A 24876-nucleotide genomic window follows, 5' to 3' on the forward strand; every position below is an offset into this window, starting at 1 on the left:
AATTCCCCTTTCATCCACTTCCAACTTATTTTCGATTTCGTAACCATAAAACAAATATATTAATAAATAGCAACAAACCTAACAAAACAATCATCCCAGCTGCTGCTACATACTGAAATTCTTCTTGTGGCCTACTCATCCAATTAAAAATTTGAATTGGTAGAACTGTAAATCTATCAAACATACTAAATGGAACATAATTTGCAAACGCAAGTGCCCCAATAACTAATAGTGGTGCAGCTTCTCCAATTGCTCTTGATATCGCTAACGTACAGCCCGTTATAATCCCTGGGAAAGCATATGGCAATACAATTTGATACATCGTTTGCCACTTCGTAGCACCTAATCCGTAAGAACCCTCTAATAATACACTTGGTACTGATCGAATTGCTTCTTGACTCGCCACAACAACTGTTGGTAAAACGAGTAGACTCATCGTCAGTGCTGCTGCAACTATACTCTCTCCTAAATGAAGAGCATATACAAAAATAGTTAAACCAAGCAATCCAAATACAACGGATGGTACTCCTGCTAACGTTTGATTATTAATCTCTATTATTTTTTTAAATAGAGATTCCTTCGCATATTGCTCTAAATAAAGTGCTGTTCCAACTCCAAATATAAAAGAAACAGGTATAACAATACTCATAAATAATATTGTCCCTGACAAAGCTGCAGCAATACCAGCTTCTTTCGGATTACGTGAAGCGAAATTTGTAAAGAAATTTATTGAAAGATAACTTATACCTTTTTCAACAATTTGAAACAGTAACAAAAACAAAATTACCATTGAAAATAAAATTGCTATATAAAATAACAATTTGTAAATTCGATCTTTTAAAAAGCGTGATGCCATGTTTTTTTGTATTTTTTTATGATTCAACATTCGCATATTATGTCATCCTCCTAAAACGGCGCATAATAGACTGCGAAATGATGTTCATAATAAAGGTAAACAAAAATAACGTTGCACCTACAGCATACATGCTGTAATACGTAATCGTTCCATGCGGAGCATCACCTAAACTTACTTGTACAATATAGGCTGTTAACGTTTGAATAGAATGTGTCGGATCAAGCGATACATTCGGTGTGGATCCTGCTGCAATTACAACAATCATCGTTTCACCAATTGCACGAGAAGCCGCTAATATAATTGCTGCCATAATCCCTGTAAAAGCGGACGGAAACACCACTTGTTTTACCATTTCAAACCGCGTCGCTCCGAGTGCTAATGAAGCTTCTTTCGTCCCTTTCGCCACAGCTCTCATCGCGTCTTCAGATAGAGATGCAACTGTAGGCATCATCATAAATCCGATAACGATTCCTGGACTAATCGCATTAAAAAACTGTAAATCTGGTATAAGCCTTTGTAAAAGCGGCGTAACAATTGTTAATGCAAAAAAACCATATACAATTGTCGGGATACCTGCTAATAGCTCTAACATCGGCTTTAATATTTTCCGTGCACTATTTGAAGCATATTCGCTTAAAAATACGGCACACGCTAAACCGATAGGAATTGCTACAAACATAGCAATTGCAGTTATAAGGAACGTTCCACATATGAGTGGTAATATACCGAATTTAGGGTCTTCAAAAAATGGTAACCATTCTTTCTCCGTCAAAAAGGAGTATAATGATATTTTTTGAAAAAACATGATTGTTTCATTAGAGAGCGTAAAAACAATTCCAAGTGTCGTCACAATAGAAACGCTAGCAATTATTTTTAGTAATAAAGGCACTATTCGATTGATTCGCTGCGTTTTTTTTCTTTGTTTTGTATTTCTTTCAATCAAATGTTGTACAGAAAATGTAATTTGACTTTTGTCATTATGAGCCAAAGATGAAAACCCCTTTCCACCCTGACATTACCTTTTTATTTCTGTTAACATACGCAGCTGTTCATTGTATTTTTCTTTTCGTAATTTTACATACCCGACCTCTTCAGCGAGGTTACCGACATGCTGAATCATAAACTCAACATAGTTTGCTACATTCATTTTATTTCGGATAGATGCATTATTCACATAAGCAAGTAGCGGCCTAGATAACGGCTTATACTTACCTGATTGAATGGTCTCTTTCGTCGGAAATACACCATTTACTTTTATTGCTTTCACCTTATCTCGATTAGCCATATAATAAGCATATCCTACAAAAGCAATGGCATGTTTATCATTCATTACCCCTTGCATAATAACTTGATCATCTTCAGACAAAGAGACTTTTTTTACAATGCGATGATTTTGTAAGATGACATTTTGAAAATAATCATACGTACCAGAGTCTACGCCTGGTGCATAAAACTTCACTTGTTCACGTGGCCATGTTGAATGAATTTGTGACCATCGCTTCTCTCTTCCATCTTCACTCCAAAGTAGTCGTAACTCGTCTACTGACATATCGTCTACCCATGTATTATGGCGATTCACAACAATCGTAAGACCGTCGTTAGCAACCTCAAAAGGTGTGAACTGAATAGAGTTTTTCTTCATTTCATTTTTCTCGACTTGTTTCATTACTCTCGAAGCATTATTTATATCTACTTCTCCTTTACTGAAACGATTAAATCCTCCCCCAGTTCCAGAAATACTGATGGAAATTTTCACGTCTGGATGCACCTTTGTATATTCCTCCGCTACTGCTTCTATAATAGGAAAAACCGTTGAGGATCCATCAACTCTCACTTCTCCCTTATCATTTAAAGCAAATGCAGTAGACATTTCAAAACAGAGGAACCATATTGATAATACGAAAATCTTAATCGGTGTACGCATCCATTTCACGTGTTCTTCCTCCTAGAAGTAACCGGAAATAACAGGATTACAGATATAAGAATACTGCTAAACTATTAATTCGGTTTTAATTGTTTGTAAAAGTTTTGTAAAGTTCCACAAAAATCAACATACGATACAATTTTAATTCAGTAGTAGCTATTCATTTCCTCTGATGATTTCCCTATAAAATATTTATCCCCTATCCCACCATATACAAGTATCATTTATAGGGCCGCGTTTTTTAAATGTTGTATACTTGTCCACATTTATTACACGATATGCATAAACCATAAAAAAAAGCACACTATCTTTTCATATAGTGTGCTTTTTTACAACTTTTTTATTCATCATCTTGATCTTTGTTTTTATTGTCTTTATCATCTTTTGGAGCTTCACCATTTACTTCTTTGTTTTTCAAATCAAAGTAAGCGTCCATAATTTCACGACCAATATATCCATTAATACCAGTCTTATCATCATGTACCCATGGAACGACAACAGAGAATGCTACTTCTGGATCTTCAAGTGGCGCATAACCTACTAATGTTAAGTTATATGTTTCCACACGTTCACCTTTTGCATTTCTACCAATCTCTTTATCTCCACCATACACAGTTTGAGCTGTACCAGTTTTCCCAGCAGCTTTATATTTTGCACCTGTAAAGTACTTTGTAGCTGTACCACCTGAATCATTATACACTTGTCTAAATCCTTCTTGAACACGTTTAATTTGCGATTCTGGCATATCAATACGATTTAATACTTTCGGTTCCATAGATTGAACAACTTTCCCAACTTCATCTGGTTTCACTGCCGGTTGACGAATTTCTTTTACAACTTGTGGTTGCATACGATATCCACCATTGGCAATCGTCGAAATATATTGCGCTAATTGAAGCGGTGTATACGTATCATACTGTCCAATTGATAAATCTAGTAAGAAACCTGGTTGACTACTCTTACCCATCTGACCAGCAGATTCATTCGGTAAATCAATTCCTGTTTTTACACCAAGTCCAAACTGTCCGAAATAATAACGCATCGTATCAAATGCTTTTTGAGGTATATCTAACGTACCACCTCTCACATATGGAACACCGGCGATATTCATCGCTGTTTTAAACATATAAACGTTAGAAGACATTTTTAAAGCTGTAAGGTCATTAATGTATCCCATCGTTTTCCAAGACGACTTCGTAGGTGTACCTTTTAATTTAATTGGTTCATCCAATTGTACTGCCCCTGGTTGAATCGCACCAGTTTGATATCCAGTAAGTACTGTTGCACCTTTTACAGTTGACCCCATCGGATAAGAACTTGTCATGGTACCTAATGCAAAGTCATTTACTTTCGTTTGACCATCTTCGTTAACTAATTGTTTCCCCGCCATAGATAAAACTTCACCATTTTTTGGGTTCATCATTACAACAAATGCGCGATCTAAAAGAGGTTCACTTCCTTTAAACCTCATTAAATTCTTCGCAAGAATATCTTCCACGCGCTTTTGTAATTCCATATCAATTGTTAAGTTCAGGTCATTACCACTTTGTCCTTTTGATACATTAATCGTTTCTAAAATATTACCGTTTTTATCTGTAACATTTCTAACTTCTGCTTTCGTACCATGCAGGCTATCTTCATACTGTTGTTCAAGATAACTTTTTCCTACTCGGTCATTTCGATTGTAATCACGAACAAGATAGTAATCTAGTCTTTCTCTCGGTAAGCCTTCATCAGATGTCGACACCCCACCAAGTACACTTCGGAATAAATCATCGTACGTATATTTTCGCTCCCAATCAACATTCGTATCTACACCTGGTAATGCTGCTAGGTTTTCACTAATAATCGAATATTCCTTTTCTGTAGCATCCTTTTTAATAACTTGAGGTGTCATTGCATATCCGCCGTCCATCTTACTCTTAATCGCTAGTATTTCTAGATCTTTGGCGGATAATTGATTAATCTCTTCTTCTGTTACACGACTTCGCTGACGCTCGTCTAATTCTTTATCATCAATTTTTTTATCTTTAAACTCTTGACGATCTTTATTCGTAATTTTTTCTTTAGCTTCCTCTTTATGCATAGCAAGCCAATAATCTTTTTTATCGCGATCTGTTAATTTATCTGTCGGTACTTCAATCAAATCTGCTAGCTTTTTCGCTGTTTCTAAGCGATCCTCTGCAGTTGATCCTTTCATTTTTGTAAATGTAATAGTACGAATGGCTGCATTATCTACTACAGGTCGCCCATAACGGTCAAATATTTTCCCACGCGGTACAGGATTACTTATCGTTGAGTTTTCTTTCTTCTCCACTTCATTCTTATATTCTTCACCGCGAACAATTTGTACATATCCGAGCCTTACAATAACCGCGGAGAACATTAAAAACACGCAGAAAAACAACACGTTTAATCGAAAAGGAACGTGGGTCTTTTTCTTATTTTGCTTCTGCTTCTTGCTCATACAAACCCCCTCTACCAACAGCTATGTAATGTGAAAGGGACACCTTCATACAGGTGTCCTCACTGCTGTCTTACATCTTTTTCTATTCTAGCATAAAACAAACGAGAAGTTAACCTTCTGGTTCAGTTTGGTTTTGCGCGTTCCCTTGCGTTACAACACTTGTTTTACTCGCATTTCCCTCATCATATTTGACATTTTTAACTGCAAAATAAATAAGAAAATGTCCAGCACCTAAAATACATAATAAGTAAGGTAAACTTTTTTCAGGTGGAAAGAATAGTACAGCACATAAAAAACTTAAAATGGAACAGATTCTTCCGGCGTTTAACCATAACTCCCGAACAACGACATATTCCACACGCCATTCTCTCGCATTTTTTGCTCTACCAATTACGTCATATGTCATTGATCCGTACGGAACAAGTAAAATAGGGTATGCAATCGCAATACATGCTGCATAAATAAGTAATTTCGTGTATGTAACATTGAAAATAACTAAAAAGACGACAGCATATAAAATAATGCCTCCAAGTAAAATTGCTTTTTTTCGCCACTCTTTCTTTAACATACGAGCAACTAAGTAATAACATACAAAGGATACAGCAGAGTTCACTAAACTGTATTTCCCTAATGCGAACTCACTATTAGTTGCTAAATAAACATATACTGAAATGACAAAAATAAACGTTCCTTCTCTCAATCCTTGGAAAAAATGAGCTCGTGTAATCTTTCCCCAATTTTTATCAATCCGTCGTTCTTTCAATACTTGCACGATTTCATAACGCCCTTCACATTCTCTTTTAGATAAAAAGAAGCTTAAGACGATAGCAATTGCAAATAGAACTAATGAAAGAAAGAATATAACAGTATAACCACTCCATTTCTCCATACGTGAAATTGTGTATCCTGCTGCTATTGGTCCGATCATCCCAGAGAAGGATGTAAGAAGTCCAAGAAACCCATTAAAGAAATCTCTTGTTTCTGGTTCTGTAATTTCAAATGTCAATAAGTTAAAAGCCAACCAGTAAAAACCGTATCCTACTCCTAAAAGAGCCCCCATTAATAAAATATACTGAGAAGCACTTTTTCCTGCTACTAAGACAACGATAAAAAAAATTGCGAGCGTTCCTACCCCTATTCGTAATAAAATCGAGCGATCGATACGTTTCGCTAATTTCCCCCCTACAAGAAATGTGAGAGGCTGTAATACCACGCTTGCTAAATTATACAAGCCAAGATTCACATAATTTTGTGTTTGTTTCCATAAATAAATATTTACAAACGTATTCGATAAAGAAATTGCGAGCGTGTATAAACCTCCTATAAGGAGCAATAACACTAAATCCCGATTCACTTCAACGTCACCAATTATATGTTTCCATTTCATACACAACTCTCCTTTACTTCATGTTCTAGTCTTCCAAAGACAAGCCCAATTATGTAAAAGGAAAGCATAGAAAAAAGCTAGGGGCTCTCCCCTAGCTTTTTCTATATTTATTACAATTATTTTGCTTCTTGGTAACGTTTTTCAGCAGCGTTCCAATCTACAACGTTCCAGAATGCACCGATGTAGTCTGGACGACGGTTTTGGTAGTTTAAGTAGTAAGCATGCTCCCAAACATCTAAACCGATAACTGGCGTTTTACCTTCAGTTAAAGGAGAATCTTGGTTTGGAGTGCTTGTTACTTCTAACTCACCATTGTTTACTACTAACCAAGCCCAACCAGAACCGAAGCGAGTTGCGCCAGCTTTTGCGAATTCTTCTTTGAATGCATCGAAGCTACCGAATTTTGCTTCAATTGCAGTTGCAAGTTCACCTACAGGTTGTCCTCCGCCATTTGGAGATAGGATTGTCCAGAAGAATGTATGGTTAGCATGTCCGCCACCATTGTTACGTACTGCTGTACGGATTCCTTCTGGTACTTCGTTTAAGTTTGCAACTAATTCTTCTACGCTTTTGTCAGCTAATTCTGCATGACCTTCTAAAGCAGCGTTTAAGTTTGTAATGTACGTGTTGTGATGTTTTGTATGATGGATGTTCATTGTTTCTTTGTCAAAGTGAGGCTCTAAAGCATCATACGCATAAGGTAAATTTGGTAATTCGTGTTTTGCCATTGTTATATTCCTCCCAGTTTATGTATTGCCACTTAAGTGACATACAACTTCATTCTACCCTAATTGCCATAGGGTGCAAACAAATAAATCACATTGTCTTGCTATCATTAAAGTAGCAAAATTCCCACTTCTTTTCAATTAAAATGCTCATATATTCCGTAAAAAAAGCTTCCTTCTACAAGGAAGCTTCCTGCTAACATAATAAACATGTGAAATGGATATGGACCCTGTAGGACTCGAACCTACGACCGGACGGTTATGAGCCGTCTGCTCTAACCAGCTGAGCTAAGGGTCCACAATTATGTATGTAACAACATATCAAATAAAGGAATTCCTATCGGATATGCTCTTTAAGAAATGTAAGATAAATTTACCATATAGAAAAGAAAAGTGTCAATTGTATTTTTCTTATTTAAAAGAAGAAAGTTAATAAAAGAAATTTAGTTATCTCCACTATATGTAAATATAATATATCTTGAGATTCTCTAGATTACTACGTTACAATGATTTTATACATACATAAAGGAAGTGAATCTATGTCCATATTTACCCAATTCGTAAAAAGCATATACTCGCCTAAAGATATGGCGCTATTCCGTTTTCAAAAAATCGGTAAAACCATTTTGTATATTATGCTACTTTGCTTAATTACTACTATTCCAAGAACTTTTTTGTACGGTAGTTTTATCCAAGATGGTGTAAGCATGGTAAATCAAGTCATCGATAAAGATTTACCTGATTTTAAAATTGAAAATGGCGAACTAAAAGCCGATATTGATCAACCTATTGAAAAAGAAGAAGGAAATGCACTTTTCGTATTTGATCCAAATTCAACAGACCTAGAAAAATATCAAAATAAAACAGGTTTATTTGTTTTAAAAGATAAAGTAGTCTCTATGGGAAATGGTCAAATACAAACGTATTCTTATAACGATTTGTTAGGTGCATCTCTTGAGAAAAAAGATCTACAAGAATTTATTTCTTTATTCGATAATATTTATCCAATTTTATTATTTGTTATTGGATTCTTAGTGTACCTATTCCAATTATTCATCACTTTTGTAGGTGTGACTTTACTTGCGTTCATCGGTTCTGCTATGAGCGGTCAACGTAAACTATCCTATAAACAAGTTTGGACACTAACTGCATACAGCTACACAATCCCAACAATCTTCTTTATGATTATGGATGCATGTAAGATTGTCGTACCTGGATCAACATTCATCTATATCGCAGTTGTTTTAATTGTTCTGTACTTAACGATTAAAGAAGTTCCAAAACCGAAAGAAAAATAAGAACGAAAAAAAATGCCTAAATAGGCATTTTTTTTTTGGACAAGCATATATTCCTAGCAAAGGAGTGAAGAATATGAAGAGATTAGGTATATTCCTATTCGTGCTTGTTCTCGGTTATATATTTTATTACGATATAAAAATCGGTACTTTACCGATGTTAAGTTCATATAAAAAAACAACTGCTGCTCAAACGATTAAAAAAGAAAACACAGACAGTCAGCAGAATAAAGAGAACAAAACAGAAAAAGAAACGGATGTATCTTATAAAACAATTGAAGTAAAAACTGGTGAGACAGTTCTTTCTATTACAGAACAAATTAACAAGAAAAAAATTCCTTCCATAGAAAAAGTCATTGACGACTTTAAACAATTAAACAAAAGTACATCTGCTACAAAAATACAAATTGGAAAGTCTTATAAATTCCCCTTATATCAATAAGCTATCACTTAATCCTTGTCAATTACATAAAGGCGCTGATACAATAGTAAAAGTGAAACCGAGTACTTCGGTTTCTATAGCCCTATATCACGTATACTATCATTGATATGAGGGACTAAATAAGAAACTTCTTTTATAAGGAGAGCGATCTATTCGTGAATGAAATGACTCATCGTACAAAAACACGTCCAGTTAAAGTCGGTAATTTAACAATCGGCGGTAATAATGAATTAATTATACAAAGTATGACAACAACAAAAACACATGATGTTGAAGCAACAGTTGCTGAAATTAAGCGTTTAGAAGAAGCCGGCTGTCAAGTCGTCCGCGTTGCCGTTCCAGATGAACGCGCAGCAGATGCTATTGCTGATATAAAAAAACAAATCAACATTCCACTTGTTGCTGATATTCATTTTGATTATCGCCTTGCTTTAAAAGCAATTGAAGGCGGCATTGATAAAGTACGTATCAATCCAGGTAACATTGGTCGTCGCCATAAAGTAGAAGCTGTTGTAAATGCAGCAAAAGAGCGCGGTATTCCAATCCGTATTGGTGTAAACGCTGGTTCATTAGAGCGTCATATTTTAGAAAAGTACGGGTACCCAACTGCAGATGGTATGGTTGAGAGCGCGCTACATCATATTAAAATTTTAGAGGACCTAGATTTCCACGATATTATCGTATCTATGAAAGCCTCTGATGTTAACTTAGCAATTGAAGCATACGAGAAAGCTGCTCGTGCTTTTGATTATCCATTACATTTAGGTATTACAGAATCTGGAACATTGTTTGCCGGAACTGTAAAAAGTGCTGCTGGTCTTGGAGCAATCTTAAATAAAGGCATCGGAAATACACTACGTATTTCATTAAGTGCTGATCCAGTTGAAGAAGTAAAAGTTGCTCGTGAACTATTAAAATCATTCGGTCTTGCGTCTAACGCAGCAACACTTATCTCTTGTCCAACTTGTGGTCGTATTGAAATTGATTTAATTAGCATCGCTAACGAAGTGGAAGAATACATCTCTACACTTCAAGTACCAATTAAAGTTGCAGTACTTGGTTGCGCTGTAAATGGCCCTGGTGAAGCTCGTGAAGCTGATATCGGTATTGCCGGTGCACGTGGAGAGGGATTATTATTCCGTAAAGGGCAAGTCGTTCGTAAAGTACCAGAAGAAACAATGGTAGAAGAACTGAAAAAAGAAATCGACGTAATTGCTGCTGAAATGGCTGCTGAACGAGAAAAAGAAAAAGAGACACAAGAACAATAAAAAGAAGGTTGCCACAACATTTGTGAGCAACCTTCTTTTCTACGTAAAAAAGCTCGTCAGTTATATAACCGACGAGCTTTTACTTTGCACATTTTGGACAACGACCATATATTTCAAACTTATGCCCCGTTACTTCATAACCGGTAAAATCTTTATTCATAAAATCCATTGGGCAGGAAGTAATCTCTTTCGTTCCCCCACAATCCAAACAAATAAAATGATGATGATGTTCCATAATAGAACAAGTAAAACGAAAATGTTTTTCACCATTTAATTCCGTTTGTTCTAAAACACCAATCTCAGCAAAAACTGTTAAGTTACGATAAATCGTATCAAAACTAAGCCCCGGATAATCGTCCTTCATATGCTCTAAAACGTCTTTCGCAGTTAAATAACGATTATGTGCTGCAAATAATCTGAGCATCTCTTCTCTTTTTCCAGTATGTTTGTATCCTTTTTCTTTCATTAGGCGTAAAGCTTCTGTTAGATTCATACCTATCCCTACTTTATGCAGTTTTTTTCTTCTTCCATAAAATCGCACCGATTAAAATAAGAACTGCTATCATAACAATTGTACCACCTGGCGCTAGATCAAGTTGATACGAAGCAAACATTCCACCAATTACTGCAATTTCACCAAATAAAATGGAAAAGAAAATTGTTTGTTTAAATCCTTTAGCAATACGAATACTTGCTGCAACTGGTAACGTCATTAATGATGATACAAGAAGAACCCCCACTACACGCATTGATACTGCAATGACAAGAGCAACTAATATAATGAAAATAAAGTGAATCCATTTCGCTCTTAAACCAGTTGATACTGCGTATTCCTCATCAAATGATAATAGAAACAGCTCTTTATATAATAAAATAATTGTCGCAACAACAACAATTGCTACAATCCCAATAATAATTAAATCTGTACTTGTTACAGCACTGACACTACCAAATAAATAACTAAATAAGTCTGTGTTAAATCCATTTGCAAGTGAAATGAAAATAACTCCAACCCCCATCCCTGCCGAAAGGATAATTGGAATTGCTAATTCTTGATAGTGCTTATATACAGTTCGTAACTTTTCGATTAGTAGCGCTCCACCAATCGAGAAAATCATCCCCATATATAAGGGGTTTAAAAACCCACCTGTAAAAATGGTTTTTTCAAGTAATAAACTTGCTGCAATACCCGATAACGTCACGTGACTTAATGCATCCGCAATAAGAGATAAACGACGAATAACAACAAACACACCAATTAACGGTGCAACAAGTCCAATTAAAATACCTGCGTATAAAGAATTACGTAAAAAGTCATATTGTAAAAAATCTTGTATCATTATATCCTCCCGTGATGCTCATGTTCGTGTTCTAAACGATGAACATGATGTCCATATAAGACGGACATTTCTGCATCTTCTAACTCTCGGAACTTCTCTACATTCCCATGGAAATGTAGATGTTGGTTTAGGCATGCAACATGTGTTACTTTTTCAGTAACAGCTCCCATATCATGAGTAACAAGAATTAATGTGATCCCGAGCCTTTTGTTTAAATCCTCTAATATTTCGTAAAAACTTTCCACATTTTTCACATCGATTCCAACAGTAGGCTCGTCCAAAATAAGCAATTCAGGATCACTAACGAGCGCACGAGCAATAAATACACGCTGTTGCTGTCCACCAGAAAGCTCTCCAATGTTACGACCTTGAAACTCACTCATCCCTACATCAGCAATTGCTTTTTCTACCTTTTTCTTATCCTCTTTTGTGAAAAAGCGAAAAAGCCCTTTTTTCGAAACAAGTCCCATTGACACAACTTCAGAAACAGTTGCTGGAAAACCAGAATTGAAACTATTTGCCTTTTGGGATACATAACCAACTTTGTTCCATTCCTTAAACTTCTTACTATCAACGCCAAACACGCGAATACTTCCTTCTTTTGGCTTTAAAACACCTAATAAACACTTAAGTAAAGTTGATTTACCTGAACCATTCGGTCCCACTAAACCTAAAAAAGCTCCCTTCGGAACTTGCAAATTAATATTTTCTAACACATTCCGATCTTCGTATCGGAATGTTAAACCTTCAATTTCTAATATATTATTCATAGCATCTCACCTATTTTAATTCAGAATGATTCCGATTTATATCTATTTGAATTATAGTACAGCTTATTATAGTTGTAAACCAATCTGCCTAAAATATATCTATTTTTTCAAGAAACCTTACTATTATAACAAAAAGCAGAGAAAAATTCTCTGCTTTCGAAAAATATTCCTATAAACTTTTTAGTGAATAGCCGATTTAAACTTACCACCATTTGTCTCTTGCGTGCTCATAATCGTAACAAACGCATTTTCATCAATTTCATGCACAATTGATTTTAACTTCGTCACTTCTAGACGCGTTACAACTGCATAAATAACTTCTTTTTCTTTATCCGTGTAACCACCTTTCGCTACAAGCTTTGTAGTTCCACGGCCAAGACGATGCAAAATCGCGTTTGATACTTCCTCATATTGATCAGATACAATTAAAACCGCCTTCGTTTCATCTAGCCCTTGAATTACTGTATCGATCGTTTTAAATGCGATATAGTACGTCATAACAGAATACATCGCTTGTTCCACACCAAACACAAATGCTGCCCATGCAAAAATAAATAAGTTCACAAACATTACGAATTCACCAACAGAGAACGGTAATTTCTTCGTTAATAAAATCCCCATAATTTCAGTTCCATCTAGCGATCCACCATGACGAATTACAAGTCCTACACCAAGACCTAAAATAAGACCACCAAACACTGTCGCTAAAATAGGTTCTGTTGTAAATGGTGGTACCGCATGTAACGTTGACTCAATGAAAGCTAATGCTACAATACCAAATGTCGAAGATAACATAAATGTTTTTCCAATTTGCTTATAACCGGAATACATAAATGGGATATTGAGAACAACGACTAAAGTAGAAAAACTTAACCACCAAATGTTAGGAGTAAGATAATCTAATATAAGAGAAATACCAATAATTCCACCATCAATAATTTTATTTGGCATTAAAAATAGTTCAATTGCTACCGCCGCGCATGCTGCTCCAAAAATAATCATAACTAAACGATAAATGAGATGAATAACACTTTCTTTTCGATGTTGCTTTTGCTCCATAAGTCCTCCCTTTACTCTTTTTCTGTAGTTTTGTCCTTATATTATAACATACGCTTCTTTTCCTCATGAAAAAAGAAACTCCATACGAATATGTACAAGCTATATGCTCATATATTTCGATAGAAGAACGCGTGAAGGAGGATAATAAGATGAACCTCATTAAACAAATTGTTAATAAAAAATTAAATCATATTTCTACAAAAGAGTTATTAAAATATAGCAAAGAATATGAAGTTCCCATTACAGCCGCACAAGCTGATCAAATCGTTTTACTTATGAAGGGTAAAAATATTAATATTTACGATAACAACGAGCGACTAGAGCTCTTAAAACAAATCGCAAAAGTAACTTCCCCTGCCACTGCCCAACAAGTAAATACATTATTTCAGCAACTACTAAAATAAGGAGGGGATTTCCCCCTCCTTATTGCGCTTTAATTTTTTCAAGAAGCCCTTCATCAAAAGTGCCGTTTTTCAGCATTTCGATTTCCAATTTGTATGGTGGCTTCTTATCTTTTTTATCTTCCCCTACATACGGTGTTTCAAGAATTTTTGGTACATGCATTAACTGTGGATGATGTACAATGTGATGCAATGCTTTATACCCAATGTGACCAAATCCAATGTTTTCATGACGGTCTTTTCCTGCTCCGCGTACATTTTTACTATCATTAATATGAAGTACTTGTAAACGATCTATACCAACGATCTTATCAAATTCGTTTAATACGCCGTCAAAGTCATTTACAATATCATATCCTGCATCGTGCGTATGACACGTATCAAAGCATACAGATAGCTTTTCATTATATTTTACACCATCAATAATTTTTGCAATTTCTTCAAAGCTACGACCGCATTCTGTTCCTTTTCCTGCCATCGTCTCTAACGCAATGTTAACCATCTGTTCTGGCGTTAATACTTCATTAAGCCCTTTAATAATTTGTTGAATACCAGCATCTGCTCCAGCACCAACGTGCGCTCCTGGGTGAAGAACAATTTGTTTCGCTACACCTAATGCCGATGTTCTTTCAATTTCCATGCGAAGAAAGTCTACGCCTAATTGGAATGTTTCTGGCTTCGTCGTATTCCCAACATTAATAATATACGGCGCATGGACGATAATTTCCTCAATTCCGTTCAGCTCCATATGTTTTCTTCCTGCTTCTATGTTCAATTCTTCAATTGGTTTTCTTCGTGTATTTTGCGGTGCACCTGTATAAATCATAAACGTTGTTGCACCGTATGAAACAGCCTCTTCACTTGCTGCTAATAACATTTTCTTACCACTCATGGAAACATGAGATCCAATCTTTAACATACAATCACCTCTTCAATATACAATAGATATAATGATAGCATAATTTGTAGAAATATGTAGTGAATTGTTTGTTCACAAAAGATGCACTACACAAATTTATATGACTATTTATACAGACTATACTTTTCATTTAAATTAGCTGGATTAAGTGAAACTTTAATCAATACTTTTCTATCCATATTGATTACATCTCCCACAAATAGCGGGATAAAAAAAGATAAGGGAAACCCCTTATCTTTTTTTATTGCCATATTTTTTCTTCACTTTGTCACGTTCTGTTGCAAGTTTACGTTTATAGTTTGGTTTTACTTTTTTCGGTTTTTTAATAACTTTCGTTGCCATAACATCAAGTTCGTCATTTGGTTTTTTACGGCTCTTACGACGACGACGCTCACCTAAATCGGCCCACTCATCTCCGCGTAAATCTACATGCTTGAACTCAATATGACGTTGTTTTTCTAAACTATCTAACGCTTCTTCGTTTGCTGGATCATATATCGTCACTGCAATACCAGAATGCCCCGCACGTGCTGTTCTTCCAACGCGGTGAACGAAGAAATCTAAATCTGATGGTAGCTCATAGTTAATAACATGGCTAATCCCTTCAATATCAATACCACGTGCTGCTAAATCAGTCGCAACAATATATTGGAATTCAAGGTCACGAATTTGTTTCATCATTTTTTTACGATCACGTGGTGATAAATCCCCGTGAATTCGTCCAACTTTTAAGCCACGTTCCATTAATCCATCAGCAACTTGGTCTGCCATCTTTTTCGTATTCGTGAAAACAACTGCTAAATACGGTTTAAATTGAAGTAGCATTTTATGCACTAAATCAATTTTATTACGATGTTTAGAAGGCACTAAATAGTGTTCAATGTTTCCAGCTGCAACTTGTTTTGGATTGATATGAATATGCTCTGGATTCTCCATATACTTCTTCAGAAACGGTTTTAGTTTTTGAGGAATTGTTGCAGAGAAAACTAACATTTGCAAGTTTTTAGGCATGCGTGCTGCAATTTTATCTACATCATGAATGAATCCCATATCAAGCATTAAGTCTGCTTCATCGACAATAATCGTATTTGCTTTATGAACAAATAATGCTTGCTCTTCTACTAAATCTTTAATACGTCCTGGTGTTCCAACTACGATATGAGGTTGTTTTTTCAACTTTTCAATTGAGCGTTGTTTATCAGTTCCACCAATTAAACAACGTGCTGTAATCATTTGGTCTTCCGCACAAAACTTTGTTAATTTCACGATTTCTTCGTAAATTTGTTGTGCTAACTCACGAGTAGGCGCTGTAATAACAAGTTGTACTTCTTCACGACTTGCATTAATTCTGTTTAATGTAGGAAGTAAGTATGCATGTGTTTTCCCAGAACCTGTTTGGGATTGTCCAATTACACTTACACCTTTTTTCACGACCGGGAAAATTTTCTGCTGAATTCCTGTCGGCTCTGTAAAGCGTAGTTCACGAACTGCATCTATTAAAAATGGTTTAAAATCATACTGTGTAAAAGTTTGTTGTGTCATAAGTTACACCTTCTTTCTAAAATTTCTACTGCGCGCACAAATCAGTCAAGTCTACATTATATCGAAATCTACAAGTAAAATCCATCTTTAGTTTAGGTTTTCACTTCAAAAACTAACCTTCTTCCCTTTTATTGCATATTGTATGTGTATATACCTAACTGAAGAAAGGAGGATTTCTCACATGTTTCCGAAATCCCCTACAAGGCAAATGTATCCGAATCCAGGGCAACAACCTTATACACCATATCCAATTCCACAACTACCACCAATGGCACAAAAAAAGAAAGGTTTTCTTGCTAAGCTTTTTAAAAAACACGATCCAACCGAGCCTTTTATGCAAATGGTTCCACCTTACCGACAAATGGAAGGGCAACCGATGATGCATCAGCAACCACCACCGCCACAATATCAACAGCAATATCAGCAGCAATACCACCAACAATATCAGCAGCAACATCCACAATATCAACCATACATGCAGCAACACCCTGAGCAAATGATACCGCCTCAAATGTATGAATCAAATGAAACGCGCGGCGGCGCAACTACAGCTGCGGCAACAGCAAGCAGTGGCATCGGCAGTTTCTTTTCGAACTTAATTTCGAATCCCACTAATATGATAAACAACATCGAAAAAGTATCTCAAGTCGTTCAATCTGTAGGTCCTGTCGTCGAACAGTATGGTCCTATTATGCGTAGTCTACCAAGCATTGTTAAAATCCTCACCTCTGGAAAAAGTACGGAAGAAAATCAAACGGAAAATGTAACAGAGCCAGTTGAGGTAGAAAGTCCGCCTCCTGCACCTCAAAAAAAGAAACGAAAACGAAAGAAAATAGTGATTGAACCTGTAATAGAAAAAGAGTTACCGAAAGAACCAGTTCAACAAACAGCAACAAAACCAAAACTATATGTGTAACAATCCTTTGTTTTCTATCCACTCCTCCTTTATAATGTAAAAGACTATGCACAAAAGTATCCCTTGTTTAGAAGGAGAGGATTACTCATATGAAAATTGTTAAAATTTCCCCTCGTGGTTATTGCTACGGTGTTGTCGATGCAATGGTAATTGCACGTAATGCTGCATTAGATAAATCATTGCCGAGACCCATTTATATTTTAGGTATGATTGTTCACAATAAACATGTTACAGACGCTTTTGAAGAAGATGGAATCATCACATTAGACGGTCCAAGTCGCTTAGAAATTTTAGATAAAATTGATTCTGGTACTGTTATTTTCACAGCACACGGTGTTTCTCCAGAAGTTAAACAACGCGCAAAAGAAAAAGGTTTAACAACAATCGATGCCACTTGCCCAGATGTTACCAAGACGCATGACCTTATCGAAGCTAAGAAAGCGGAAGGGTATCATGTCATTTATATCGGTAAAAAAAATCATCCAGAGCCAGAAGGCGCAGTTGGTATTGCACCTGACATCGTTCACCTTATCGAAAGAGCCGATGATTTAAAAACCTTAGAAATCCCAACAGATAAAATTTTAGTAACAAATCAAACAACGATGAGTCAATGGGATGTTCAACATTTAATGGAGGACATTCAAAAAAAATTCCCAACAGCAGAATTCCATAAAGAAATTTGTTTAGCTACTCAAGTTCGCCAAGAAGCTGTCGCTAAACAAGCTGATGTTGCAGACTTAACAATTGTTGTTGGTGATCCGAAAAGTAACAATTCAAATCGCTTAGCACAAGTATCACAAGAAATCGCGGGTACAAAAGCATATCGAGTTGCTGATGTAAGCGAAATTCAATTAGAGTGGCTACAAGGTGTAGAAAACGTAGCTGTTACAGCAGGTGCTTCTACTCCAACGCCAATTACGAAAGAAGTTATCGCTTTCTTAGAGCAATATGACCCAATGAATCCCGCTACATGGGAAAGAGTTCGAAAAGTACCGTTACAAAAAATATTACCTCGCGTGAAAGTGAAAAAAGAACAATAATAAAAACCGTTGCTTACATGAGCAACGGTTTTTATTTTTCTTATACAAATATAAATGGATCTGTATGTAACTGCGAAGCATGAATGTGTACATTGAGTTTCTTTGCATCCACTTTTTCTTGTAATTGCTTTTGCACACCTTGTTTCATTACTTTTTCAACATTATGTCCTGGGTCAACTATATTTAAACCGAGCATCATCGCATCATGAGCAACATGATAGTACATGTCACCAGTTACATATACATCTGCTCCTTTAAATTTCGCTTGGTTTATATATTTATTACCATCTCCACCAAGTACAGCTACTTTACGCACTTTATCATCTAACTTACCGACAACTCTTGCGCCCTTCACGTCTAATGATTGTTTCACATGTTCTGCAAATTGGCCAAGCGTCATTTCTTCTTGTAAGTATCCTATTTTTCCTAGGCCTAACGTTTCACCTTTATTATCAAGCGGATACACATCGTACGCTACTTCTTCATAAGGGTGCGCCGTTACCATTGCTTTAATCACTTTCCGCTGTAAGGAAGCTGGAATAATCGTTTCGATTCGCACTTCTTCTACACGTTCTAACTGTCCAGTTTCCCCGATATAAGGATTTGTCCCCTCTTGAGGTACAAATGTGCCTGTACCCTCGCTACTAAACGTACAGTGGCTATAATTGCCGATATGACCAGCACCTGCGTCTCCTAATGCTTTCCTTACTTCTTCTGCATGAGTGACTGGCACAAACACAACAACTTTTTTCATTTCTTCTGCATATGTCGGTGCCAAAACTTCTGTATTTTGCAATCCTAACGCCTCAGCAAGTAAATCGTTTACCCCGCCCTTAGCAACATCCACATTTGTATGCGCTGCATAGATTGCAATATCATTTTTAATACACTTTTCAATAATTTTCCCATACACCTTATCTGTATGAATCGCTTTTAACGGGTTAAAAATTAAAGGATGATGAGCAATAATGACATTTGCCCCTAATTGAATTGCTTCATCCACAACTTCTTCCGTTACATCTAGCGCAATCAATACGTGCTGCACGGGTTTATTAAGCGCTCCAATCTGCAGACCAATCTTATCTCCTTCCATTGCCAAATGCTTCGGATACATACTTTCAAATAAAGAAATAATTTCATGGCCGTTTGGAATTTTACTCATGATAAAACCTCCCCTATCATTTTCATTTTCGCTTCTACTTCCCCACGCTTCGCTTTTGTTTCTTCAGAATCAGCCGCACGTTCTAACTGTTTTAAAATATTTTGGAAGTTTTTTAATTCTCCTTCCCATTTTTCAACGAAGGCTTCACTTTTTTCTGTTATTAAAAATGGTCCCATAAACAATTCAGCTTGTTTATTTTCAGAGTAAGGCGCTACAACATTTCCGCGCTCCCCTACTAAAATTTCGTAAATTTTCCCATCTTCTTTTACGATTTTTTCATGGATAAGCTCCCAACCATTCTCAATAAACCATTCACGAATATGATGCGCTGCAATATTAGGCTGTAAAATTAAACGTGTTACACCTTCTAATTTTTCTTTACCACTTTCTAAAATGTCACGAATTAACGCTCCGCCCATTCCGGCAACCGTAATTACATCTACTTCTCCTGGTGCGATAACAGCTAATCCATTCCCTTTACGCACATCTACTTTATCTTGTAAACCACTTTCAGCTACAGTTGCTTGCGCAGAGCGAAATGGTCCATCTACAACCTCTCCTGCAACTGCTTTTGTAGCAATATTATTTATAATTGTATAACACGGTAAATACGCATGATCCGATCCAATATCAGCAACTGTAGATCCTACTGGTATTTCACGTACAACTTCTTCTAATCGTTTTGAAAGCTTTACTTCATTCATGTATTTCCATTACTCCTTCTCTTGTCAGTCTGTCTCCATGATAATGAATTTATAGTAGTTGTTGCAAGCCCATAACAACAATTCACCGCTCTATCATTCATCGTATTTTAGAAAATATAGAAAAACAAGCCCTTTGCATAAGCAAAAGGCTTGTCATACGGAACTTTATTTTTTCTTCGATAACCAATCAGCTACTTTAGCGGCTTGATCAGCTGGAACTATATTGGCAGGCATATTGCCTTTTCCTTTCGAAAGAATTTCTTTAATTTCATCCTTTGAAAGTTTCCCACCAATTTTTTGTAAGTTAGGTCCAACTGCCCCTTGTAACTGATCACCATGGCAGCTCGTACAGCTTTGCTTCACAATATCTTCTGGTTTTGATGCCGTTTGTGCTGGCTTCCCGCCATTTTTTGCATCAGCTAACTCTTTAGATTTATTTAGCCCCTGAAATGAAAATACAAACATAACGATAATACCCAATGCTGCAATAAGAGCGAACGGAATCAGCGGATTACGTTTCATATCTCTTCTCCCCCCTCTATACCCCTAAATAGTTAGATGATTCAGTCATTTATATTGTACTTGAAAACGCTCTATCAGAAAAGAGCAAACTACTACTTGTTAAAAATATTCCATAAATTCAGTTTATTGTTTTTTATTGTCATATCGCTTATTATTTCGATAATTATTAACGTTTCTCATCATATTTTTCGCTTTTCTACATATATTTTTGTATATAATAAACAAAATTAATCGAAAAATCGAAAAATGAGCATTTGCAAATCAAAAGACAATTCTGTAAAATAAATTACAAGAAATTGTAATCGTTGCCCATAGCTAAATTTTAACAAAAATTAACAAAATAAAAAAGTTTACTTCACAAAAGTGAAGTAAACTTAAAAAATAACCTATTCTAAGAAATCCTTAAGACGCTTACTACGGCTTGGATGTCTTAATTTGCGAAGTGCTTTTGCTTCAATTTGACGAATACGCTCTCTCGTTACGCCGAATACTTTCCCAACTTCTTCAAGCGTACGAGTTCGTCCATCATCTAAACCGAAACGAAGACGTAGAACATTTTCTTCACGATCTGTTAGTGTATCTAACACATCTTCTAATTGTTCTTTTAGCAATTCATAGGCTGCATGGTCCGCAGGCGATGTTGCTTCTTGGTCTTCAATAAAGTCACCTAAATGGGAGTCATCTTCTTCACCAATTGGTGTTTCAAGAGAAACTGGCTCCTGTGCAATTTTTAAGATTTCACGTACTTTTTCTGGAGCAAGATCCATTTCCTCACCAATCTCTTCAGGAGATGGTTCGCGACCTAAATCTTGTAATAATTGACGTTGTACACGAATTAACTTATTAATCGTTTCAACCATATGAACTGGAATACGAATTGTTCGCGCTTGGTCTGCAATGGCACGTGTAATAGCTTGGCGAATCCACCAAGTTGCATACGTACTAAATTTGAAACCTTTACGATAATCGAACTTTTCAACAGCTTTAATTAGACCCATATTACCTTCTTGAATTAAGTCTAAGAAAAGCATACCACGGCCTACATAGCGCTTTGCAATACTTACTACAAGACGTAAGTTTGCTTCTGCAAGACGACGTTTCGCTTCTTCATCGCCTTCTTCAATACGCGTTGCAAGTCGAATTTCTTCTTCTGCAGATAGTAAGTCTACACGACCAATTTCTTTTAAATACATACGAACAGGATCGTTGATTTTAACCCCAGGTGGTACACTTAAATCATTGAGGTCAAACTCTTCTTCTGTTTTTGTAATTTGGCGATTATTAGGGCCTTCTTCGTTGTCATTATCACCAACTAAATCAATGCCTTGTTCACCTAAATATTCATAGTATTCATCCATTTGATCGGATTCAATTTCAAATCCATTCATGCGTTCTGCAATCTCTTCATATGTAAGAACGCCACGTTTTTTTCCGAGCTCAGTGAGTTGTTCTTTCACTTGCTCAAGGGTCATTTCAGTTTCAATTTGTTTAGAACGAGCTGGTTTGTCAGCCATCTGTTCCCCTCCTTACGCGAGATACAAACATTCATTATACTAAAACTTTATCAAAAAAGCTATTTTCTCGCTTTTTGATTTTGTAAATATGCTACATAATATTTAGCAGCCTCTACAGGATCTGTTTTTTCCATTTGTTTCACTTTAAAGATAATTTCCATCTTTTCAAGTTTTTCCTGATGCCGTCTAAGCGTCTCCAAATGGCCTTGCAACACTTCTTCTGTGTATTCTGGATTAATAAATTCATCCGTCGAAATATCAGTGATAATATTTTTCAACTTTTCATCAGAGAGCCAACTTAAAAATGTTCCAACTGAAGGTTCATTTCCCTTTTCATAATATGCGTATAGTTCATATAAAATCCCTTTATGTTCTTCTGTATGAAAATCTTCTATATGGGATTCCATACGAACAGCTACTTCTGCACTTTGCAACATATGGTAAATAATTTCTCTTTCCGCTCTTTCAAAACCTGTTAACTTCGGTTTTGTTTGAACGACTTGAGACGGTTTAGCAACCTGCTTTATTTGTTTTTGCTGTACCTTTTGTTCTTTGCGATATTGGTGCAATTGGTTCAAAAGTGTTTCCATTGAATACGAAAATTCTTGCGATAATGACTTCAAATATGACTCTGCCTGCATCGCATCTTGTAACAACGATAACTCTTTTAAAACACTCTTCACATATTCTTCTTTGCCAGACTCATCTTGCAAATTTTTCCCTAAACGCAAATAATTTATTTTAAAACCAACAAAACTCACACTTGATTTCACAAGATTTTCAAAAGCAGTAGTCCCATATTGTTGCACATATTCATCAGGATCAAGCTTATCTGGCAAGGATGTGACTTTCACTTGGCAACCAACTTTTAGCAATAATTGCCCTGCTTTCATCGTCGCTTCTCGCCCTGCTTTATCACCATCATAGCAAAGAACAACAGTTTCAACGTTACGTCGCAGAAGTTTTGCTTGTTCTTCAGTTAAAGCTGTTCCCATTGTCGCAACAGCTTCTTCCACACCACTTTTTACCGCAGCTAGTACATCGGCATATCCTTCGAAAAGAACCACTTGCCCACGCTTTCTAATAAACGGTCTTGCTTGGTGGAAGTTATACAACAATTTACTTTTGTGAAAAATCGGTGTTTCAGGGCTATTTAAATATTTCGGAGTGTCATCTCCTAACGCCCTTCCACTAAACGCTATCACCTTACCTTGTAACGTATAGATCGGGAACATAACTCTTCCACGGAAGCGATCATAATGACTACCATCCTTCTCACTTCTTATTAGAAGGCCAGCTTGTTCCATACTAGACAGCGATAAACCTCTTTTTTGTAAAATTTTCGTCGCTGCATCCCAAGCAGGTGATGCATAACCAATTTCAAACTTCTCAATCATCTCTTTCGTAATACCACGGTTTAATAAATATGAAAGTGCTTCATTTCCCTCTTCCGTATTTACTAATAAATGATGATAATACTTTTTCAATAATTCATGAGCTTGTTGCATGATGACAGTGTCATCAGATATGTCTTCTTGTTGTCCTTGCCCTGATGTATACTCTGCAACCGCAATTCCATTTCTTTCGCCTAGCTTTTGAACAGCCTCGGTAAAAGCCAGTCCTTCCATTTTCATTAGAAAGGAAAATACATTTCCACCTTCTCCACATCCGAAGCAATGAAAAATTTGCTTATCAGATGAAACAGAGAATGAAGGAGAATTCTCACCATGAAATGGACAAAGGCCGAAATAGTTACGCCCCTGTTTTCTAAGTTGAACGTATTCACCAATGACTTCTACAATATCGGATGATGTCCGAATCTGTTCAACAACTTCTTCGGGAATTCTGTTCCCCATAACTCCATCTCCGTGTCGTATTTTGTATTCGATATAAATTAAAAAATTCCTTTATAATTCGACAATATTTTTCTAAACTTGTTAGAAAGTGTTGCCGATTACATTGTATAAACGATTTTGAACCTTTCCTATAGGTCCTTTATCTGCATAAATCGCATATACATACTTGCTATATAAAATTGTATACATTTGCTCATCTGTTACAAATGTATCTCTTAGAAACAATACATACACACCTTTTTATAAGAAGAGTAGCAAGCCACATATACTGTTTGATCTTGAGATTTGTAACTTTTTCATGTTGATCCATATAACGATCAACTCCATTTTGTTCAGTATCTACAAAGATCCAATTGCCTTGCTATTTCCTTAAAGGATGAGCATATGATGCGACAAACAAAATTCCGACATGAAATTCCGCTCCAACTTGCACAATTTCAGCCTTCACGGGATATACATCTACACCAACTAATATGTTGTTGATGCTTTGCATATTTCTGTATTCTACATCCCTTCTGCGAATCCTTCCATAATGTGCGTTTTCTTGTATAGATTTTGTCGATTTAACGTAATTACATGTCTTTTTCGTAAATCCTATCCCTAGTTTATTCTGAAAAATTAAAGTCTAAACGTAAAATATAGGTTTTTATCACAATTTTTTATTATAATATATTTTCTTCAACTACGCTACATATCCCTTTATTTTTTCATCTTACATTTCAGGATGACAAACTCACACCTTGAATATACTAAAAGACAAAGGAGTA

At 36.0% G+C, this 24876-nt stretch carries 25 protein-coding genes and 1 tRNA gene; 6 read left to right on the forward strand and 20 right to left on the reverse strand.

Features of this window, described 5'->3' with window-relative positions; translation table 11 throughout:
* Positions 1–25: 25 nt before the first annotated feature.
* The 7 genes from pstA to D1166_RS10990 form a co-directional block, all read right to left on the reverse strand.
* On the reverse strand, positions 26–892 hold the full coding sequence (pstA, locus tag D1166_RS10960) for a phosphate ABC transporter permease PstA (RefSeq protein ID WP_001242564.1): 867 nt from the start codon (positions 890–892) through the stop codon (positions 26–28).
* A gap of 1 nt (position 893) precedes the next feature.
* On the reverse strand, positions 894–1844 hold the full coding sequence (gene pstC / locus D1166_RS10965; RefSeq protein ID WP_000940912.1) for a phosphate ABC transporter permease subunit PstC: 951 nt from the start codon (positions 1842–1844) through the stop codon (positions 894–896).
* 27 nt (positions 1845–1871) lie between these two features.
* Positions 1872–2789: a PstS family phosphate ABC transporter substrate-binding protein gene (locus D1166_RS10970; protein WP_000871817.1), complete on the reverse strand. Its 918-nt coding sequence runs from the start codon at positions 2787–2789 to the stop codon at positions 1872–1874.
* Positions 2790–3120: 331 nt separating this feature from the next.
* Entirely contained in the window at positions 3121–5247 is a 2127-nt protein-coding gene (locus D1166_RS10975; RefSeq protein WP_000038982.1) for a peptidoglycan D,D-transpeptidase FtsI family protein, read from the reverse strand.
* Between the two features lie 109 nt (positions 5248–5356).
* Positions 5357–6634 carry an MFS transporter gene (locus D1166_RS10980; protein ID WP_000871383.1) on the reverse strand — a complete coding sequence of 426 codons (1278 nt, stop codon included), beginning with the start codon at positions 6632–6634 and terminating at the stop codon, positions 5357–5359.
* 116 nt (positions 6635–6750) lie between these two features.
* Positions 6751–7362: a superoxide dismutase [Mn] gene (gene sodA / locus D1166_RS10985; RefSeq protein ID WP_001052035.1), complete on the reverse strand. Its 612-nt coding sequence runs from the start codon at positions 7360–7362 to the stop codon at positions 6751–6753.
* A 221-nt stretch (positions 7363–7583) separates the two neighbouring features.
* Positions 7584–7657, reverse strand: a tRNA-Ile gene (locus D1166_RS10990).
* A 241-nt stretch (positions 7658–7898) separates the two neighbouring features.
* Between D1166_RS10990 and yqgB the strand changes: the two genes are divergently transcribed.
* The 3 genes from yqgB to ispG all read left to right on the forward strand — a co-directional run bounded on the left by yqgB (position 7899) and on the right by ispG (position 10364).
* Complete coding sequence (gene yqgB, locus D1166_RS10995; RefSeq protein ID WP_000021899.1) at positions 7899–8657, forward strand: protein YqgB; 759 nt, start codon at positions 7899–7901, stop codon at positions 8655–8657.
* A gap of 73 nt (positions 8658–8730) precedes the next feature.
* Positions 8731–9096 carry a protein YqfZ gene (gene yqfZ, locus D1166_RS11000; protein WP_000825416.1) on the forward strand — a complete coding sequence of 122 codons (366 nt, stop codon included), beginning with the start codon at positions 8731–8733 and terminating at the stop codon, positions 9094–9096.
* Between the two features lie 164 nt (positions 9097–9260).
* Positions 9261–10364 (forward strand): flavodoxin-dependent (E)-4-hydroxy-3-methylbut-2-enyl-diphosphate synthase, encoded by a 1104-nt coding sequence (ispG, locus tag D1166_RS11005; protein WP_153577907.1) that lies wholly within the window; start codon positions 9261–9263, stop codon positions 10362–10364.
* A gap of 79 nt (positions 10365–10443) precedes the next feature.
* On the opposite strand, the gene D1166_RS11010 is transcribed toward ispG, so the two are convergent.
* From D1166_RS11010 to D1166_RS11025, 4 genes are all read right to left on the reverse strand, one after another.
* On the reverse strand, positions 10444–10857 hold the full coding sequence (locus D1166_RS11010) for a Fur family transcriptional regulator (protein WP_001054516.1): 414 nt from the start codon (positions 10855–10857) through the stop codon (positions 10444–10446).
* A gap of 13 nt (positions 10858–10870) precedes the next feature.
* The gene (locus tag D1166_RS11015) at positions 10871–11704 is read right to left on the reverse strand and encodes a metal ABC transporter permease (RefSeq protein ID WP_000613815.1); all 834 of its coding nucleotides are present in this window, start codon (positions 11702–11704) and stop codon (positions 10871–10873) included.
* Entirely contained in the window at positions 11704–12474 is a 771-nt protein-coding gene (locus D1166_RS11020; protein WP_001059662.1) for a metal ABC transporter ATP-binding protein, read from the reverse strand. The genes D1166_RS11015 and D1166_RS11020 overlap by 1 nt, the downstream gene beginning before the upstream one ends.
* A gap of 180 nt (positions 12475–12654) precedes the next feature.
* Complete coding sequence (locus D1166_RS11025) at positions 12655–13533, reverse strand: YitT family protein (protein ID WP_000435963.1); 879 nt, start codon at positions 13531–13533, stop codon at positions 12655–12657.
* Positions 13534–13682: 149 nt separating this feature from the next.
* Here D1166_RS11025 and D1166_RS11030 point away from each other — a divergent pair, with 149 nt between their 5' ends.
* Positions 13683–13937, forward strand: coding sequence for a DUF2624 domain-containing protein (locus D1166_RS11030; RefSeq protein WP_001048954.1), 255 nt, complete (start codon positions 13683–13685; stop codon positions 13935–13937).
* Positions 13938–13956: 19 nt separating this feature from the next.
* Here D1166_RS11030 and D1166_RS11035 read toward each other — a convergent pair whose 3' ends face one another.
* Both D1166_RS11035 and D1166_RS11040 read right to left on the reverse strand, forming a co-directional pair.
* The gene (locus D1166_RS11035; RefSeq protein WP_097856091.1) at positions 13957–14853 is read right to left on the reverse strand and encodes a deoxyribonuclease IV; all 897 of its coding nucleotides are present in this window, start codon (positions 14851–14853) and stop codon (positions 13957–13959) included.
* 231 nt (positions 14854–15084) lie between these two features.
* The gene (locus D1166_RS11040; protein ID WP_000194015.1) at positions 15085–16395 is read right to left on the reverse strand and encodes a DEAD/DEAH box helicase; all 1311 of its coding nucleotides are present in this window, start codon (positions 16393–16395) and stop codon (positions 15085–15087) included.
* Between the two features lie 181 nt (positions 16396–16576).
* On the opposite strand from D1166_RS11040, the gene vrrA reads away from it, so the two are divergent.
* The gene (gene vrrA, locus D1166_RS11045) at positions 16577–17311 is read left to right on the forward strand and encodes a VrrA/YqfQ family protein (protein WP_000484170.1); all 735 of its coding nucleotides are present in this window, start codon (positions 16577–16579) and stop codon (positions 17309–17311) included.
* A gap of 89 nt (positions 17312–17400) precedes the next feature.
* On the forward strand, positions 17401–18351 hold the full coding sequence (locus D1166_RS11050; RefSeq protein ID WP_000706659.1) for a 4-hydroxy-3-methylbut-2-enyl diphosphate reductase: 951 nt from the start codon (positions 17401–17403) through the stop codon (positions 18349–18351).
* A 40-nt stretch (positions 18352–18391) separates the two neighbouring features.
* Here D1166_RS11050 and D1166_RS11055 read toward each other — a convergent pair whose 3' ends face one another.
* The 7 genes from D1166_RS11055 to D1166_RS31760 all read right to left on the reverse strand — a co-directional run bounded on the left by D1166_RS11055 (position 18392) and on the right by D1166_RS31760 (position 24602).
* Positions 18392–19513 (reverse strand): Nif3-like dinuclear metal center hexameric protein, encoded by a 1122-nt coding sequence (locus D1166_RS11055; protein ID WP_000036233.1) that lies wholly within the window; start codon positions 19511–19513, stop codon positions 18392–18394.
* Positions 19510–20217 carry a tRNA (adenine(22)-N(1))-methyltransferase gene (locus D1166_RS11060; RefSeq protein ID WP_001006545.1) on the reverse strand — a complete coding sequence of 236 codons (708 nt, stop codon included), beginning with the start codon at positions 20215–20217 and terminating at the stop codon, positions 19510–19512. The genes D1166_RS11055 and D1166_RS11060 overlap by 4 nt, the downstream gene beginning before the upstream one ends.
* Before the next feature lie 165 nt (positions 20218–20382).
* Positions 20383–20739 carry a cytochrome c550 gene (gene cccA / locus D1166_RS11065; protein WP_000828141.1) on the reverse strand — a complete coding sequence of 119 codons (357 nt, stop codon included), beginning with the start codon at positions 20737–20739 and terminating at the stop codon, positions 20383–20385.
* Between the two features lie 386 nt (positions 20740–21125).
* Positions 21126–22253 (reverse strand): RNA polymerase sigma factor RpoD, encoded by a 1128-nt coding sequence (gene rpoD, locus D1166_RS11070; protein WP_000764066.1) that lies wholly within the window; start codon positions 22251–22253, stop codon positions 21126–21128.
* Positions 22254–22312: 59 nt separating this feature from the next.
* Positions 22313–24109 (reverse strand): DNA primase, encoded by a 1797-nt coding sequence (dnaG, locus tag D1166_RS11075; protein WP_000528221.1) that lies wholly within the window; start codon positions 24107–24109, stop codon positions 22313–22315.
* Between the two features lie 81 nt (positions 24110–24190).
* The gene (locus tag D1166_RS31230; RefSeq protein ID WP_000479733.1) at positions 24191–24334 is read right to left on the reverse strand and encodes a hypothetical protein; all 144 of its coding nucleotides are present in this window, start codon (positions 24332–24334) and stop codon (positions 24191–24193) included.
* Between the two features lie 136 nt (positions 24335–24470).
* Positions 24471–24602: a hypothetical protein gene (locus tag D1166_RS31760; RefSeq protein WP_002062334.1), complete on the reverse strand. Its 132-nt coding sequence runs from the start codon at positions 24600–24602 to the stop codon at positions 24471–24473.
* Positions 24603–24876: the final 274 nt, after the last annotated feature.

The sequence above is a fragment of the Bacillus sp. ISO11 genome, from assembly GCF_003458115.1.
In the GTDB taxonomy this organism is placed as follows: domain Bacteria; phylum Bacillota; class Bacilli; order Bacillales; family Bacillaceae_G; genus Bacillus_A; species Bacillus_A cereus.